This is a genomic window from Ruegeria sp. HKCCD7255 (genome assembly GCF_013031565.1).
Lineage (GTDB): Bacteria > Pseudomonadota > Alphaproteobacteria > Rhodobacterales > Rhodobacteraceae > Ruegeria.
The window spans coordinates 526,903-543,151 of record NZ_WQAG01000001.1 but is presented as its reverse complement, the minus strand read 5'-3'; the positions used below and the strand labels follow the sequence as shown (position 1 = coordinate 543,151).

13 protein-coding genes are annotated in these 16,249 nt (G+C 58.7%); 5 read left to right on the top strand and 8 right to left on the bottom strand.

Annotation, left to right across the window (positions count from 1 at the left end; genetic code table 11):
* Positions 1 to 25 precede the first annotated feature (25 nt).
* From GOX45_RS02595 to GOX45_RS02585, 3 genes are read left to right on the top strand one after another with little or no spacing between them, the layout of a single operon-like run.
* A complete protein-coding gene (locus GOX45_RS02595; protein ID WP_217350246.1) occupies positions 26 to 892 on the top strand; it encodes a carbohydrate ABC transporter permease in 867 nt (288 codons plus the stop codon).
* A complete protein-coding gene (locus tag GOX45_RS02590; protein ID WP_171097676.1) occupies positions 892 to 1,722 on the top strand; it encodes a carbohydrate ABC transporter permease in 831 nt (276 codons plus the stop codon). The genes GOX45_RS02595 and GOX45_RS02590 overlap by 1 nt, the downstream gene beginning before the upstream one ends.
* On the top strand, positions 1,719 to 2,477 hold the full coding sequence (locus tag GOX45_RS02585) for an SDR family NAD(P)-dependent oxidoreductase (RefSeq protein WP_171097675.1): 759 nt from the start codon (positions 1,719 to 1,721) through the stop codon (positions 2,475 to 2,477). The genes GOX45_RS02590 and GOX45_RS02585 overlap by 4 nt, the downstream gene beginning before the upstream one ends.
* On the opposite strand, the gene GOX45_RS02580 is transcribed toward GOX45_RS02585, so the two are convergent.
* The 8 genes from GOX45_RS02580 to GOX45_RS02545 form a co-directional block, all read right to left on the bottom strand.
* Positions 2,457 to 3,839: a M20/M25/M40 family metallo-hydrolase gene (locus GOX45_RS02580; protein WP_171097673.1), complete on the bottom strand. Its 1,383-nt coding sequence runs from the start codon at positions 3,837 to 3,839 to the stop codon at positions 2,457 to 2,459. The two genes, GOX45_RS02585 and GOX45_RS02580, sit on opposite strands and share 21 nt — an antisense overlap.
* Positions 3,836 to 5,881, bottom strand: a complete 2,046-nt coding sequence (locus GOX45_RS02575) for a hydantoinase/oxoprolinase family protein (protein ID WP_171097672.1) — start codon at positions 5,879 to 5,881, stop codon at positions 3,836 to 3,838. The genes GOX45_RS02580 and GOX45_RS02575 overlap by 4 nt, the downstream gene beginning before the upstream one ends.
* A complete protein-coding gene (locus tag GOX45_RS02570; protein WP_171097670.1) occupies positions 5,868 to 7,679 on the bottom strand; it encodes a hydantoinase B/oxoprolinase family protein in 1,812 nt (603 codons plus the stop codon). Before GOX45_RS02570 ends, GOX45_RS02575 begins: the two co-directional genes overlap by 14 nt.
* Positions 7,680 to 7,767: 88 nt before the next feature.
* Positions 7,768 to 8,745 (bottom strand): ABC transporter ATP-binding protein, encoded by a 978-nt coding sequence (locus tag GOX45_RS02565; protein WP_171097667.1) that lies wholly within the window; start codon positions 8,743 to 8,745, stop codon positions 7,768 to 7,770.
* A complete protein-coding gene (locus tag GOX45_RS02560; RefSeq protein WP_171097665.1) occupies positions 8,742 to 9,761 on the bottom strand; it encodes an ABC transporter ATP-binding protein in 1,020 nt (339 codons plus the stop codon). The genes GOX45_RS02565 and GOX45_RS02560 overlap by 4 nt, the downstream gene beginning before the upstream one ends.
* A 1-nt stretch (position 9,762) precedes the next feature.
* On the bottom strand, positions 9,763 to 10,659 hold the full coding sequence (locus GOX45_RS02555; RefSeq protein WP_171097663.1) for an ABC transporter permease: 897 nt from the start codon (positions 10,657 to 10,659) through the stop codon (positions 9,763 to 9,765).
* Positions 10,652 to 11,629 (bottom strand): ABC transporter permease, encoded by a 978-nt coding sequence (locus GOX45_RS02550; RefSeq protein WP_171097662.1) that lies wholly within the window; start codon positions 11,627 to 11,629, stop codon positions 10,652 to 10,654. The genes GOX45_RS02555 and GOX45_RS02550 overlap by 8 nt, the downstream gene beginning before the upstream one ends.
* Before the next feature lie 80 nt (positions 11,630 to 11,709).
* Positions 11,710 to 13,371 (bottom strand): ABC transporter substrate-binding protein, encoded by a 1,662-nt coding sequence (locus GOX45_RS02545; protein WP_171097660.1) that lies wholly within the window; start codon positions 13,369 to 13,371, stop codon positions 11,710 to 11,712.
* Positions 13,372 to 13,578: 207 nt separating this feature from the next.
* On the opposite strand from GOX45_RS02545, the gene GOX45_RS02540 reads away from it, so the two are divergent.
* Entirely contained in the window at positions 13,579 to 14,367 is a 789-nt protein-coding gene (locus GOX45_RS02540) for an IclR family transcriptional regulator (RefSeq protein WP_171097658.1), read from the top strand.
* Positions 14,368 to 14,512: 145 nt separating this feature from the next.
* Complete coding sequence (locus tag GOX45_RS02535) at positions 14,513 to 16,240, top strand: M28 family metallopeptidase (protein ID WP_171097657.1); 1,728 nt, start codon at positions 14,513 to 14,515, stop codon at positions 16,238 to 16,240.
* The last annotated feature ends 9 nt before the right edge of the window (positions 16,241 to 16,249 follow it).

Below are 16,249 nucleotides of genomic sequence, written 5' to 3'. Positions count from 1 at the left end.
GCGTCTTCTCACTGGAACGAGGACAATGGTATCTAGAAGCTCTGCGGTGATGTTCACCCTGCCCGCTCTGATTGTTTTGAGCGTGTTCTTTGTCTATCCAATATTGCTCACGTTCCAGATTAGTTTCACCAACTTCACGGGCGTGGGCGTTTCGGAAAATATCGGTCTGAAGAACTATGAACGTATTATAGGCCGCAGCCGATACCCCGAGGCGCTTTGGGTGACCGTCAAGTTCACGGCCTTTGTGGTGACTGTCCAAACCCTGGCTGGCTTGGTTCTGGCGGCCTTGCTGCACCGCTTGCCCGCCATCCGCAACTTTTCCCGAGCGGCCCTGTTCACACCGGCGATGATGTCCTTTGTTGTCGTCGGCTATGTCTGGCAGTTCATCTATTCTCCGTTTTCGGGTGGCCTGAACTCGATGCTGAACATGCTGGGGCTGGATTGGCTGGCGCGGGGATGGCTGGGTGATCCGTCCACGGCGCTCTACGCCATTGCCGTGGCCCATGTCTGGATGTTCACCGGATACACCACGGCCATCTTTCTGGCAGGCTACGCCAACATCCCGCGCGACATTGACGAGGCCGCGCGGCTTGACAATGTCTCATCCTTTCAGCGGTTTCGATATCTTGAAATCCCACTTCTGGCGCCGGTGTTCACCATCAACATCATTCTGTCGACCATCGGTACGCTGAAGACGTTCGAACTACCGTTCATCATGACGCGGGGCGGGCCGGACGGGGCAACGCGAACCCTCAGTCTTGAGATCATCGAGCAGCTGTTCGGCAATTACCGCTTCGGCTTTGCCTCGGCACTGTCGGTTGTCATGCTGGTCATCGTGGTGGCTGTGGCGGTCATTCAAAACTGGTATCTTCGCCGCAAGGAGGAGCTGTGATGCTCCAACTTGCCAGAACCACCGGGCGGTTTGCCTTGAATGCTGCAATCATCGGCCTGGTCGTGGCGATGCTGCTGCCCGTTTTCTACATGATCGCGATGTCCTTTCGCACCGCGACCGAAATCGCTCAACAACCGCTTGCTTTGCCCAAAAGCTTTGCCTGGTCGAACTATGCAAACGCGCTTGAGGCGATGAATTATCTGCGGTCGGTTTTGAACTCGGTCGGGATCACGGTTTCCGTCACGGTCATTGTGGCGCTTCTGGGATCGATGGCTGCTTTCCCGCTGGCACGCAATACAGGCCGGTATTCGCGGCTGTTCATCATGCTGGTTGCGCTTGGCCTGGCAACTCCGAATTTTGTAACGATCACACCAATCTATGTGATCTTTCGCGACCTCGGGCTGCTGGACACTCACATAGGCATCATCCTGGCCTTCACGGCGCTGAACCTGCCACTTGCAGTGTTCTTCTATGTCGGCTTCATCGCAGCGATCCCGAAAGAGCTGCTCGAAGCCGCCAAGCTTGACAATTGCAAAGACTGGCAGGTGTTCTGGTACGTCATTCGCCCTTTGTTAGGGCCTGCTACGGCCACGTTGTCGCTGTTTGTCATGCTGATGGTATGGAATGATTTCACATACCCGCTTCTACTGCTGACCGACAAAGACAAGTTCACGGTGACCATCTCGGTCTATCGGTTTGTCGGCAATCAAAACGTGCAACCCGACATGCTGTTTCCTGCGGCCGTCCTGGGCTCGTTGCCTTTGCTGGTCATGTTCATCATCTTCCAAAGACGTATTGTTGCGGGTCTGACGGCAGGGGCGGTCAAATGAGCGGATCACTGGAAAATAAAGTCATCATCGTAACAGGGGCCGCTGCGGGTATCGGTTTGGGGATCCTAAGAGCCGTCATTGGCGCAGGCGCGCGCGCGACCGGTTTTGACGTCTCATCCGACGGTTTGCAGCGGATCCGCGAGGCCGGGGCCGAAGCCATGCAGGTCGATGTCACCGACGCCCAGGCCCTGACCGAAGCCATTCAAGACGTCAGAGCGCGTGAGGGGCGGTTGGATGGGCTGGTCAGCAATGCGGGCATAACCGAAATGGCACCGTTCCTTGAGGCGGATATAGACCATTGGGACAAGCTTTACCGTGTAAACCAGCGCTCGGTTCTGGTGGGCTGTCAGGCCGCCGCGCGGATCATGGCAGAGGACGGCACCAAAGGTGCGCTGGTCAATATCGCCTCGGTCCATGCCGACGCAACGGATCACGGCTTCGAAGGCTACGCTGCCACCAAAGGTGCGATCGTCGCGGCCACCCGCGCCATGGCTTGGAGCCTTGGGCCAAAAGGAATCCGCACCAATTGCCTGTCACCGGGGCTGACAATGACCGAACGCGCGGCATCAGCCGCTGAAGACCCCGCAATCGACCAGATGTTTCGAAGCTGGCAAGCCAATGGCACGGTACCAACGCCCGACGACATGGGTGCGCTTGCGGTATTCCTGCTATCGGATGCCGCCTATGCCCTGAACGGCGCCAATATCGTTGCCGACCAGGCCACCTCGGCGCGTCTATTTGGAGTGGGTCGCTGATCCAGAGTTGGCCTCACATCGACCCAAAGCCTCAAGAACCGCAGCACCGGTCTTGATACCGTCGATGAACCGAACGACCTCAAGGTTTTCGTTGGGCGCATGGTTGGCCTCATCCGCGTTGGCATAAGGAATGACGAAAGCATCCTTGCCCAGGATCTTGGTAAAGACATAATCAGGCAGCGAGCCGCCCACCGTAGGATAGATCAACGGCTCGACTCCACGTGCGGCAACAATCGCTTCGCGCAGAGGTTTGGCAAACGGGCTGTCGAGCGGGGTCTTTGACGGCAACATCCCATTGTGCCGCACAACCTCAACCTCGGGCGCGTGACGTGCGACATGCGCCTCAATCCGTTCAAAGACATAATCCGGGGTCAACGGTTCGACCAGCCGGACATCGCATTTCGCAATGGCCTCATTTGGCAGCACCGTTTTACTGCCCGGGCCGCTATACCCCCCGTGCATCCCGTTGATCGTCAGGGTTGGATGAAACATCAGCCGGTCCCAATAGGGGCGATCCACAGGACCATCCATATGGTCAAGCTTCAGATCCTCCATCACCGCCTGTTCGTCATTGGGCAAGCGCGCGATGGCGTCGCGTTCCAGATTGGTGGGCGGGATGACCGGCTCGGTCAGGCCTTCGACGGTGATGTTGCCTTCGGGGTCTTTCATCGTGGCCAGCAATTGCACCAGCGTCCAGATCGGATTGGGGACGACGCCACCGTAATTTCCCGAATGCACATCGCGCGCGGCCCCCTTGGCGACAAGATCAAACGAAGCCACGCCACGCACACCAAAGGTGATCACCGGAGCCCCGCTTTCGTGCAGAGGCCCATCAGAGGTCACCACGAGATCGGCCTGCAAACGATCCCTGTTCTGGCGCACAAAATCAGCGATTTGCGGCGAACCGATCTCTTCCTCGCCTTCCAGCAAGAAGATGATGTTGCAGGGTAAAGAGCCGTTCACCGCCAGATGCGTTTCGATGGCCAGCAGCTGTGCGAAATGCTGACCTTTGTTGTCACCGATGCCGCGTGCCCAGATCCGGCCGTCGCGCAGTGTCGGCTCGAACGGAGGGCTGATCCACGCATCCAACGGATCGGGCGGCTGCACATCGTAATGACCATAAAGAAGGACCGTCGGCTTTTGCGGGTCAACCGTCGCGTGCCCCAGCACAAACGGGTGCCCGGGTGTCTCGACAAGCCCTGCGTCAAACCCCAGACCTTCCAGATGCGCGACCAGCATGTTCGCCACATCCCGAATACCGATATCATGGGCCGAAATCGACGGATGCCGCACATATTCCATGACGCGTTCGACAAAGCTGTCGGCATTTCGGTCGATATGGTCAAACAGGGTTTGGGTCATGTGGTCTCTTTCGTCAGCAGCACTGCGCTCGAGGGATGAACCGTAGCCACCCAGCCCGGGGCAATGATGGCTGTGGTGTCCAGCTGAGTCAGAATGGCCGGGCCTTTGATCACCGCCTCAGCGCCCAGCGCGGCGCGGTCATAGATCGGTGTTTCGACAACGCCCTCTTCCCAGACCACCTTTTGAAACTGCAAGGGTTCGGGCAGGTCGGTTTTCGCAAGCTTTGGGCTGTCCACTGGCTCTGTTTTGCCAACGGCCTCGATCCGCAATGTGACCAGTTCAATCGGGGCGTCCAGTATGAAGCCATACAATGCCGTATGTGCGTCGCGAAAGCGGGCCTCGGTCTCTTGCGCGGTGCTACCCCAATCCACGGCGATCTCACCGCCCTGCCCGTGAAAGCGCATCAGCGCGCGCGCCTGAAGGCTGCGCTGATCAGGGGCGATGCCTTCATGTTCCATCCAAGTGACGGCATCTTGGGTCAATTCGGACAGGATCTTGTCGCCAGCATCCTGATCAACAGGCCCCGGCATTGGCAGTGCGCGGGTAAATTCGGCCTTCATATCTGCGGCCAGCAAACCAGCGGCACACAGTAGCCCGGGGGCCGATGGGATCATGACATGCCGAATGCCCAACAGTTCTGCCAAAGCGCAGCCATGTAAGGGACCCGCCCCGCCAAAGGGCACCAAGGTGAAGTCTCGCGGATCATGGCCCCGCTCGACCGAGACCGTACGCACCGCCCCCACCATATTGTTGTTCATGATGGCCAGGATCCCGCGCGCCGCGTCTTCGGGCGTCAGCCCCAGGGGGCGTGCGACGTTGTTGGTCACGGCGGCTTTGGCGGCGTCCACGTCCAGTGACATCGCACCACCGAGCAGCGCGTGGGGCAGGTTACCCAAAGTGACGTGCGCGTCGGTGACCGTCGCCTCGACCCCGCCATGACCATAGGCAGCAGGCCCCGGACGCGCACCAGCCGAATTGGGGCCGACCGACAGCGTGTTATTGGCGACCGCCGCGATCGACCCGCCACCCGCACCAATGGTCACCATATCCACCATCGGCAGAGAAAGCGGCCATTCGCCCACCTTGCCCTGTTGTGTCAAGTTTACTTGCCCGTCACGGATCAGGCAGATATCGGCTGATGTGCCGCCGATATCCACGGTGATGATATCCTTGATCCCGCAGGACGCGGCTTCATCTACGGCACCAACCACCCCCGCTGCGGGTCCCGACAATGCCGTAAGCGCAGGCGCGGTTCGGATCGCCTCAGTCCCTGCAACACCGCCATTTGACTGCATCAGCAGCAAGGGTGAGCTGGCCTTGGCCTCAGCCAGCCGGTTTTCCAGCCGTGAGATATAGGTGGACACGCCGGGCATGACATTTGCGTTCAGAACAGTGGCCAAAGACCGCTCGAACTCGCGAACCACCGGAAGCACATCCGTGGAACAGGTGATCGCCACATCGGGCAAAGCGGCGCGCAGCAGCCGTGCCACCTGCTTTTCGTGATCCGGGTTCGCATAGGCGTGCAGCAGGCAGATGGCGACAGCCTCGACCTGTTGGGCGCGTAGTTTTTCGACCAGAGCGGTGACGCTGGACTCATCCAGTTCGTGCAATACATGCCCGCCGGTGCCGATCCTCTCATCCACCTCGTGGATGTGGTCCGCCGGAACGGGTCGCGCGGGTTTGACCCAGGTGAACAGATTGGCATGGCGCGGAATGTCCTGCCGCCCGATCTCAAGCACGTGGCGAAAGCCGCGCGTGGTCACCAAGGCGGTGCGTGCGCCCTTGCCCTCAAGGATCATGTTGGTGGCAACGGTTGTGCCATGCAGTACACCTGACAGCTCTTGCGCGCTGATGCCCGCCTGTTCCAGCACCATGTTCACACCGGTCATAAACGCCTGCGAGGGGTCACTGGGCACCGAGGCGGTCTTGGCCCGCCAAACCGCGCCCGACACCCTGTCCATCAGCGAGATATCGGTGAAGGTCCCACCGATATCGACAGCAACGGCAAAAGACGGGTCAAAGGACATATCAGACGAGGGCATCGACATACTCCTGTCGGTAAAAACGGCGCGTTTCGGGGCGTTTGGCCCGCAAGGCGTTGGTGGCGGGAACGTCGATCGCATCCTCTGAGACAACAACGCCATATTCGGCCCGCGCAGCATCAGCGGTGACAAAGCCGCTCAGGACATCCTGCAACACGGTCTCGGCAGGCCGGTCGAACGGGTGGCCATAGCCGCCCCCGCCGCCTGTTTCGATACGCAAGATATCCCCGCGTTTGAGCATATTTCCATCCGAGAGCGGATCGAGCCGCAGTTCCTGCGGTGTACCGGGGTTCACAATGGCAATGCCATGGCGGCCGGATTTACCGCCGTGAATGCCCCAGGGCGGGTTCTTGACGCTGTCGATGCGGATGGCGACCATGGTCTCTTCGGCAAGGATCTCATATTCGCGCACGATCCCACAGCCGCCACGATACCGGCCCGCACCGCCAGAATCCGCTACGATCCCATAGCTGCGCATCGTGACCGGATAACCGGCCTCCAGAAACTCGACCGGATAGTTTTCCTGAGCAACAAAATAGACCGCATCAATCCCGTCCGCCGTTGCCCGCGCGCCATAGCCAACACCAATGCCATCGGCCAGCAAATAGGGCTCTAACGCGCCACTTTTGGTACGATATGTCCCGCGCATGATATTGACCACATAGGCTGAATTAGCGGCAGGTGCCTCGCCTCCACCGGCGTTGAGCAGGCCGCACATCGCCGAAATCATCCGCATGGCGGTCAAGCCGCGCAAACCCAGCGGGGCCGGGTATTCCGGTTGCAGGAAACTGCCCTTGCGAAACAGCACCTCGTCCAGCGCATTGGGGCCACCCGCGTTGCAGACCTGACTGGGATCGCCCCCCAAGTAGAACAAGCCCAGCGCCATACCGGGCACCCCTTTATTCATCAGGTAATTGACCGGGCCAGGCGCTTGATCATCACTGTCGCGCGCGTCAAAGGTAAAGCGGTCCTGACCGTCTGCCCCTTTTTCCCGCGTCAGCGAAAACCGCATATGGAAAGGCCCGTTACCATGTCCATCCGTGTCAATCGCATCGGTAAAGGAATGGGTTCCATAGTCGAAGGTCTCGGCCATCTTGTCGCGCACAAGGTTGCGGGTGCGCTCCAACAACTGCGCCAAAGCATCTTCGGTCACATCAGGGCCAAACCGGTCGAGAATCTCACCCACCCGGCGCACGCCCAGCTCGACGCTGGCCATAAGCGCCCGCATGTCGCCTTCACTTTGGTCAGGATAGCGCGAGTTGCGGTGAAAAATGTCCAGAACCGCTTGATTGACGTGACCGGCCTCGATCATCTTTGTGACCGGGATCATCACACCTTCCTGGAAGATATCCGTGGCATCCGGGCTGATCGATCCGGGGCGCAGACCCCCGATATCAGCAAAATGCGCCCAGCTCATCACAAAGGCGCAAACGCGCCCGTCCCGAAACACCGGGGCCAGCAAAACCTGATCATTGGAATGCGAGATGGCACCGTAAGAGCCATAGCAATCATTGTACCAATAGACGTCGCCCTCTTGCATGGTCTCCATCGGAAATTTCTCAAGCACGGGCCGCGTCATGTCGCCAAAGATCGGCACCATCGAGCCGACCGCCATCGTCCCGTTGCCGTCAAACAAAGCGGTATAGAAATCCTTTTTTTCGCGAATGAAGGCGGATATGGCGGTGCGCTCGATCAGCGCTTCCATCTCGGATTGCGCGGCAGCAATCGCCCCGCGGATGATCTCAAGCGAGACCGGATCGCACAGCGCCTTTTCGCTGAGCCGTGACGGCTTGTTCATGGTCCTCTCCCGTATGATAGGTTGAAAACAGGCCCTAATAGGCCCTTCGCGCGCATTGGCGCAGATCTGGTATATGACGCTGCCTGCATCATTCTTCGGCGAAATGACACGCGACGCGGCGTGTTCCGATGGGGCGCGGCAAGGGGATTTCGTCAGAACAGCGCGCCTGCGCCCGGGGGCAACGATCCCGAAATACACAGCCCGAAGGTGGATTGCGCGGATCGGGCGCGCCACCACCGATGGGCAGGGGATCATGGCTTTGGTCAACATGGGGCGTAGGAACAGCAGCAACCAAGGCCTGGCTATAGGGATGCAGCGGCGCGTGCACGATGTCTTCGGTTGGCCCGTCCTCCATGATCCGGCCAAGATACATGACGATTGTCCGGTCGCAGACATAACGCACCAGCGCCAGATCATGGCTGATATAGATCGCCGTCAGTCCCAGCCGGTCGCGCACATCGCGAAACACATTCAGAACACCGGCGCGCACGGATACATCCAGCATCGAGACCGGCTCATCCGCGACCACAAATTCAGGTTCTAGAATAAGCGCTCGGGCCATCACCACCCGTTGCAATTGCCCACCGGACAGCTGATGCGGAAAGCGTTCAAGAAACTGCGTCGGATCGCCCAGGCCCACAAGCTCCAGCACTTCGACGATGCGGCCTTGCCATTCCGCCTGTGGGATGCGGGCATTGGCCAAGGGCTCTTCCAGCGTCTTGCGGATCGAGTAACGCGGGTTCACAGCGTCAAACGGGTTCTGAAAGATCATTTGCGATCGGCTGCGGAACGCCTGCAACGCATCGCCCGAAAGATCCTTGATCTCTTGCCCGTCAAACTGCGCCGACCCGCCTGTGATCTCTTCCAGCCGGACGAGGATGCGCCCCATCGACGTTTTGCCGCAGCCCGATTCCCCCAGCAAACCGACGCTTTCGCCTTTGTTTAGGGTCAAATTGACGCCATCCACAGCCTTGACTGTCGCTGGCAGGCCCATCATCGCCGAAATCGCATTACCGATTTTGTAGTGAAGCTGGGCGTTCTCCATCTGGATCAGAGGTACGGTCATGCGACTGCCCCCCATGTCGCGGGATCTTTGGCAGTTTCACGCAGCACAGCAGCCTCACTGGCGCGGTGGCAGGCGACATGGTGATCAGGCGCAGCCTCGGTTAGCGCGGGTTCGGTGTTGCGGCACAGATCAGTGGCAAAGGGACAACGCGCGGCAAAACGACAGCCTTTGGGTGGATCAATCAAATCCGGAGGGCTGCCGGCGATAGGCGTCAAAACCCCCGTGCCTGCAGATTGCAGATCGGGGAACGCGTTCTTCAGGCCCATGGTGTAGGGGTGCAGCGGTTCGTTCAAAAGCGTTGCGGTATCGCAGTTTTCAACGACCTTGCCCGCATACATCACCACGGTCCGGTCGCAGATATAGGCCACCACGGAAATATCATGGGTCACCATGATGACAGACAGCCCCAATTCGCGCTGCAACCCGCGCAGTTGATCCAGGATCTGCCGCTGGATGATCACGTCCAGCGCAGTCACCGGTTCATCGGCGACAACCAGCTTGGGGTTCAGAGCCAAAGCCAGCGCAATCGCCGCGCGCTGACGCATCCCGCCCGAGAATTGATGCGGAAAGTCACGCAGGCGGCCCGGATCAATGCCCACCATCTCGAACAGTTCAACGGCGCGTGCCCGCGCCTGCGCCTTACGCATCCCGCCCCGGTCGCGCAGAACCTCGATGATCTGGTATTCCACGCGATAGACCGGATCGAGCGAGTTCATCGCGGATTGCGGGATAAAGGAAATGTCGCGCCAGCGCAGCGCGTTCATGTCGCGTTCGGACAAGGCCGCCAGATCCTGACCGTCGAACTGCATCGCTCCGCCATCAATCCGCGCGTTGTCGGCAATCACGCGGGTCAAAGCGCGGGCCATCGTTGTCTTACCGCACCCGGATTCACCGACAAGGCCAACGATGGTGCCTTGCGGCACGTCAAAAGATGCGCCGCTAACAGCGACAACGTCTTTTGACCCCACCTCATAGGCGATGGAAAGGTCGCGGATCGAAAGGAGTGTCTCAGCCATTTCAGCGACCTAGCTTGGGGAACAGCAGGTTTTCATACCCGCGTGAAATGAAGAACCCGGCGCTGACGACAAGGATGATCGCCAAGCCCGGTGGAATGAACCAGTGATAGGCCTGTCGCGCTAGCGCCTGGCTGGCAAACGCGTCCTGCAGCATAAAGCCCCAACTGATCGCATCCGGGTCGCCAAATCCAAGAAAGCTGATCGACGCCTCGGTCAGGATGGCCCAGCCAATGGCGATTGAGCCATAAAGAAAGCTGAGCGGCAGGATATTGGGGGTTATATGGCGCAGGATGATCTTCAGATCGGATGAGCCAACGACGCGGGCAGCCTCGACATATCCGCGCGACCGAAGCGAGAGGACTTGTGACCGGATCACACGGCCCGTGTCGCGCCAAAGAACCAAAGCCATCGCAATAACTGTGTTCCAGATCGACGGTTCGGAAAAGGCCGAGATCACGATGACGAAGGGCAGAAACGGAATGCCAAACGCCACATCGGCCAAGCGCATCAAAACCGCATCGACATGACCCCCGAAATAGCCCGCCAGCAGCCCAACGACCGAGCCGATAAAGGCAACCATGAAGGCCGCTGTGAACCCAACCAGCAAGGCCGACCGCGCACCCCAGACAATCTGCGAAAAGATATCCCGCCCAAGCGATGTGGTGCCCAGAATATGCCCCTCCTGTCCCGGCAAAAGGTCCGAGGCGAGGTCGTAATCAGCGGTATAGAGGATCTCGGTCGGGTCATAGGGCGCGATCAGCGGTGCAGCCAGTGCTGTTACGATAAACAGCGCATAGATAAGCAGCCCCGCCAACGCAAATGGGTCGCCAACCGGCAGTTTGATGGCTTCGAAAATGCGCGCCACACCCGAAGACGCCTTGATCGTCGTATCAGGCATGAGAAATCCTTGGGTCCAGGAAGGTATAAAGCAGATCGGCGATCAGGTTCATGGTGATCACCACAATGGCGATCATCAAAAACGCCCCCTGTGCCAGAGGGTAGTCCGAAGCTGCAACGGCATTTACCAGCTCTCGGCCCAGACCCGGCCAAGAGAATACGCTTTCAACCACCACATTGCCCTGTAACTGATAGCCGACCGCGATGGCAAAAGACGTCATCACCGGCAGCAACGCATTGCGCGCGCCATGACGGATCACCACAGCCGAGGGCGACAGGCCTTTGATCTTGGCCATGGTGACGAAATCCTCTTTCATCACGTCCAGCATGTTCGAACGCATCAAAAGCAGCGGCAGGCCTTGCGAATAGATCGCCAGCGTCATCATCGGCAGGAACAGATGAGACAGGAAATTGGCCGAGGTATAAAGCTGCCAAAGGCTGTCATAGCTGGTGCCCGCCGAACGGGTTCCACCCGCGGGAAACCACCCAAGCGAGAACGAGAAGATAGCAAGCAAGACCATGCCCAGCCAGAACTCGGGCATGGCGCGGGTCGCCAGAACGGCGGGCAAGGCCGCGGCCTCGAACCGCGAGTTGCGCTTCCACGCCAGCCAGGCACCGGCGAGAATGCCGAAGGTATAGGCCACGATCAGGGATGAAAACGTCAGGATCAGAGTATTGGGGAGCAACAGCAAAATACGCTCGGCCACAGGGGTGCGGTAGCGAAAGGAATCGCCAAGCTCACCCTGCAAAAGATTGCCCAGATAGGTGAAATATTGCTGCCAGAGTGGCTTATCCAGACCGAACTGACGAATAAGCGCCTCTTGCTGTTCGGCTGTGAAGGTCGGGTCGATATAGGCGGCCAGCGGATTGCCGGGCATCAGCCGAAACATCAAAAACAGGATCGTCACGACCGCCCAGAGCACAAGCAAAAGCTGCAGCGTTCGTATAAGGAAAGGCTTGAGGGTGCTCATCGCTGGTCCTGAGGGGCCCAATAGGGTCTAATGTTAAGAAAATGACGCGGCAGTTACCCGCCGCGCCATGCCGACAGGCGTTAGTCCGCGAGTGTTTCCGTCACACCGTCGGGATAAGTCAGCCGATCACCGATGTCGCCATAGCCAGCCTCTTCCAGGATCGCCTTGGCCACATCGCTGCCTGCTTCAAACCCGCTGACAACATCGCTCGCGTGCCAGTATTCCAGCGCAGGGGACACGACCGAGTTCGATGGGACAGCGAATTTCTTGAACGCTGCGTTCACGATCAGGCGCCGGTCCACCGCTGCGGATAGCGCTCGGCGGAATGCAGGGTCGTTGAACGGTGGGCGGCGCAGGTTGAAGGCCACATAGCGGAAACCGATATCAACGGTTGAGACCACCTCGAGATCGCCATCCTGTTCAGCCGCATCCAGCAGAACCTGTGGGTCGCCTTGGAAGTCGGTCAGGAAGTTCAACTCACCCGAACGCAGCATCCCAAGGGCGGCTTCGGCATTGGGCACAAGGCGCAGGATGAACCGTTCGGCCTTGGGCGCATTGAAATGGTCTGCATTGGCCTCAAGCACGATTTCCTCATTCGGCAGCCAGCGAACAAACTTATAGGCACCAGACCCGATGGGAGTATCTTCCTGATAGCTTTCCGCATTCTCATCCTTTGTGGACAGATCCGCCAGGACCGGTTCCCACACATGTTTCGGGATGATGTTGATCTTGGCCAGGCTTGACGTCAGGAACGAGGCCGAAGGCGTATTCAGCGAAAAGACAATCGTGTTGTCCCCTTCGACGTCAACGCTGGCCACATTGCTGCCAAATGGCGCGTACATCGGGGCCTCGCCCCCTGTGGTGGCCGCGTAGGAAAACACCACATCCTCGGCCGTGACCGGCTTGCCGTCATGGAAGGTCAAACCGTCGCGCAGCGTGATCGCAATGGTCGTGTCATCGCGCCATTCATAGCTTTCGGCAGCCCAAGGCTGCGGAAGACCATCAGGACCAACCCGGAACAGGCGGTCATAAATCAACTCGGTCAGCCAGTTGTCTGTCACGCCCGAGATATAAAGCGGGTTAACCGCAATCACATTGTCCGAGCTGTTGACGATGATGTCTTTCTGGTCGCCGGTGGGTGTCAGCTCCAGCCAGGTCCAATAGCTGCGGATGCCGATGCCGGATTGATCCACGACGGTTGCAGGGTCAAACACGGTCTTATCAAAGGCAAAAGCCTGCTGCGGGTGAACCAGCATCATGTTGGGTTGATCGGCATCCAGAATTTCCTGTGCTCGCAACACCAGTTTCTGACGCGCTTCGGGATCGACCGTTACGCGCTGTTCTTCGACCAGAGCGTCATATTCGGGGTTTTCATATCCGATGAAGTTATACCCGTTCTCTGCCGTAGACGAATGGAACAGGTTGAAGATGATCTCATCCGGGTCAGACCGCTCGGGCCGTCCCGTCATCTGCCACGCAGTTACATCCCAATCGTCACGGTTATACCAGACAGCATCAGCCATCTGGGACCAAGGCATGACATTTACATTCACATCCAGCCCCAGCTTGCGCCATTCCTGCGCGATTAGCTGGATCGCCTGAAACTCGGCCGGTTGAGCGGCTTGCGGTCGGGTCAAAAGTTCGATGGTTCGGATTTGGTCCTGTGCGCTGGCGGTTGCTGCCCAGAGCGATGCTCCGACAGCTACCCCTGCAGCGGCCTTAACAAGAGTCTTCAAGGTCATTCTCCCGTTGGTTGGCCCACGGGCACGCGGGCTGTTTCGATAGTGACGGTCGATTATCCGCCGCCTATTGTGCAGTACCTTTCCCGTGGCCTCCCATTGACGTCACCGCCATGGGATTCTTTTTTGTTTTACTCACTGAAACAGGTTTGCTATCGTTCATTCAGTAAAACACAGATTCGATTAAAAGCAAGGGCGTCAAAGCAATCCATGTCGCAGGAAACTGTAGAAGCCGGAAATGACCGCAAATCCTATCGCATCGACGCCGTGGCACGCGCGTTGCGCGTGATGGAGGCGTTGGCCGAGACTCCCGGCATCGGCGCAACGGCTTTGGCCGACAAGCTTGGGCTGACGAAATCGATCGTGTTCCGCCTTTTGCAAACGCTGGAAGAAGATGGCTATGTTCAACGCGATGAAGAGCGCGCGATCTATTCGCTGGGGTATCGCGTGGCGCTTTTGGGTGAGCGCGTTGGGCGCGAAGGCGCGCTGTTACAAGTTGCCCGTCCGGTGATGGACGCCCTGCGTGACGACACGGGTGAAAACGTGAACCTCGTGATCCGCGAGGCCACCTCTTCTGTTGCCATCGCAACACGCGAAGGGCTGCATAGTATAAGGCTATTTGCCCAACCAGGCAGGCGCGGACCGCTCCATGCTGGTGGCGCTTCGATGCTGCTGCTGGCCTATGCCGAACCCAGTATTCGCGACAGTGTTCTGGCCAGCAAGCTTGAACAATTCAGCCCCCACACGATCACCGACCCGAACAGGTTGCGCGAGGTTTTGCTGCTGATCCGGGCCAATGGGTACAACGTGGCGATCAATGATCTGGATGACGGAGCTTTTTCGATCGCAGCGCCGATCAAGAACAGTGCCGGCGAGATTATCGCAGGCCTGTCGGTGGCGGGTGCGTCGGTTCGGCTCGATGAGGTGCGGCGTGCAAGCTATATCGAAAAGGCGCTCACTGCCGCGAATGAGATCTCGGAAAAGCTGACATTGGGCTGATCCGGGCACGTGCTCAAGTTTTAGGCACTTTCCACTTTTCTTTCACACGCACCTCCTGGACGGGGGCGTTGCGCGGAATCAATTTATTCGTCAATGTTTTATTCAACGCTACTGAGTTTCACTCAATAAAACATTGGAGATCCCCATGACCCCCGAAGAAACCGCATTGCTTGACCAGGTCGCGATTGATGAGCCCTGGGCTCTGGTCGAGAGTTTCGCAACCTTCAAGCGCGAGCATCCCAACGACGTAAATCGCGGTATGGATGAGGTGGTCGAACGACTGACCAAACACGGGGTCGAAGTGAACGTACGCGAACCCGAGCTTTTCCTGAGCTTACCCGGAGAGGCACGGGTCGAAGCACAAGGCGTGACCTATCGTGCCAAACCTCCGGCATTCAGCGCCAATGCGCCGGACGGTTTTAGTGGCCCGCTGGTCTATATCCGGGGCACCACGAATATGGACGAAGAGGATGCGTTCGAAAGCCAGCTTGAGGCCGGGCCCGAGATGGAAGCCCGTGTGCGCGGCAAAATTGTCCTGACCGAAGGCTTTGCCAGCCCCGCCATCATTTCTTTGATGGAAGGCTGCGGTGCCGTGGGCGTCATCGCCATCAATCCCGGCGTTGATATCCATTGGGGGATTTGCACCACTATCTGGGGTATCCCAAGTGCAAGTGACCTACATCGCAAGCCCGCAATCCCAGCAGCAGCGGTGAATATGGAGAGCGGCAAGGCGCTGATCGAGATTGCCAAAGCCGGAGGTGAGGCCACGATCTTTACCGAGATGGAAGAGGGTTGGTTCACCTCGAAACTACCCGAAATCACGATCACCGGCTCTGAAGAGCCAGAAAAATACGTGCTGCTCCATGGCCATTTGGACAGCTGGGATGTGGGCGTCGGCGACAATGCCACGGGCGACGCGACCATGTTGGAGATCGCGCGCGTCCTTTGGGCCAATCGTGACAAGCTGCGGCGCACGGTCAAGATCTGTTGGTGGCCAGGCCATTCGACCGGGCGATACGCAGGATCAACCTGGTATTCGGATACGTTTGCGCTGGACCTCGATGAAAACTGCGTCGCGCAGGTGAATTGCGACAGTCCCGGCTGCCGCTGGGCCACCGAGTTCATAAATGTCTCGGTCATGTCCGAAGCGCATGATTTCTTGGCGAAGGTCATCAAGGATGTCGCCGGCAAAACGCTCCAGTCCGAACGTCCGCATCGCGCGGGGGACTATTCGTTCAACGATATCGGCATCTCCAGCTATCTGATGCTGTCCTCTGCCATGACCGACGCCCATCGGGAAGAGTTGGGATACTATGCGGTCGGCGGCTGCGGCATGAACATCGCGTGGCATACGGAAAACGATACGCTCGAGATTGCCGATAAGGACATTCTGCTGCGCGATATCAAAGTCTATCTACTTGCCGTCTTCCGCAACGCCAATGCGGGCATCCTGCCCATGGACTGGCGCGCCACGATGCACGAGTTTCAGGCGACCATCGCGGACTATCAGACGCAAGCGGCTGATCATTTTGACCTGTCCAGAACATCAACAGCCATCGCCGCCCTACTGGCCGACCTTGAGGCGTTCTATGAGCGCGCCCAAAGCGGGGCGATCCCGGAATCGGCTGCCAATCAGGTGATCCAGGCCCTTGCGCGCATTCTGGTGCCTTTGAATTTCAACCGCTCGGATCGGTTCCGCCATGATCCGGCCCTGACGATCCCACCTCTGCCCGCCCTGGAAGAGGCGACAAAGATCGCCACGCGCGCAGAAACGCTTCAGGGCTTTTCGCGCACTGAACTGACACGAGGGCAAAACCATGTGATCGCGGGCCTCAGACGCGCGCAGAGCTTGATCAACACGGTTGGCGACTGAGGCGCCAAT

Excerpts from the sequence above, each read along its gene's own strand:
- GOX45_RS02595 (WP_217350246.1), top strand. The coding sequence starts at position 26 with ATGGTATCTAGAAGCTCTGCGGTGATGTTCACCCTGCCCGCTCTGATT.
- GOX45_RS02590 (WP_171097676.1), top strand. The coding sequence starts at position 892 with ATGCTCCAACTTGCCAGAACCACCGGGCGGTTTGCCTTGAATGCTGCA.
- GOX45_RS02585 (WP_171097675.1), top strand. The coding sequence starts at position 1,719 with ATGAGCGGATCACTGGAAAATAAAGTCATCATCGTAACAGGGGCCGCT.
- GOX45_RS02580 (WP_171097673.1), bottom strand. The coding sequence starts at position 3,839 with ATGACCCAAACCCTGTTTGACCATATCGACCGAAATGCCGACAGCTTT.
- GOX45_RS02575 (WP_171097672.1), bottom strand. The coding sequence starts at position 5,881 with ATGCCCTCGTCTGATATGTCCTTTGACCCGTCTTTTGCCGTTGCTGTC.
- GOX45_RS02570 (WP_171097670.1), bottom strand. The coding sequence starts at position 7,679 with ATGAACAAGCCGTCACGGCTCAGCGAAAAGGCGCTGTGCGATCCGGTC.
- GOX45_RS02565 (WP_171097667.1), bottom strand. The coding sequence starts at position 8,745 with ATGACCGTACCTCTGATCCAGATGGAGAACGCCCAGCTTCACTACAAA.
- GOX45_RS02560 (WP_171097665.1), bottom strand. The coding sequence starts at position 9,761 with ATGGCTGAGACACTCCTTTCGATCCGCGACCTTTCCATCGCCTATGAG.
- GOX45_RS02555 (WP_171097663.1), bottom strand. The coding sequence starts at position 10,659 with ATGCCTGATACGACGATCAAGGCGTCTTCGGGTGTGGCGCGCATTTTC.
- GOX45_RS02550 (WP_171097662.1), bottom strand. The coding sequence starts at position 11,629 with ATGAGCACCCTCAAGCCTTTCCTTATACGAACGCTGCAGCTTTTGCTT.
- GOX45_RS02545 (WP_171097660.1), bottom strand. The coding sequence starts at position 13,371 with ATGACCTTGAAGACTCTTGTTAAGGCCGCTGCAGGGGTAGCTGTCGGA.
- GOX45_RS02540 (WP_171097658.1), top strand. The coding sequence starts at position 13,579 with ATGTCGCAGGAAACTGTAGAAGCCGGAAATGACCGCAAATCCTATCGC.
- GOX45_RS02535 (WP_171097657.1), top strand. The coding sequence starts at position 14,513 with ATGACCCCCGAAGAAACCGCATTGCTTGACCAGGTCGCGATTGATGAG.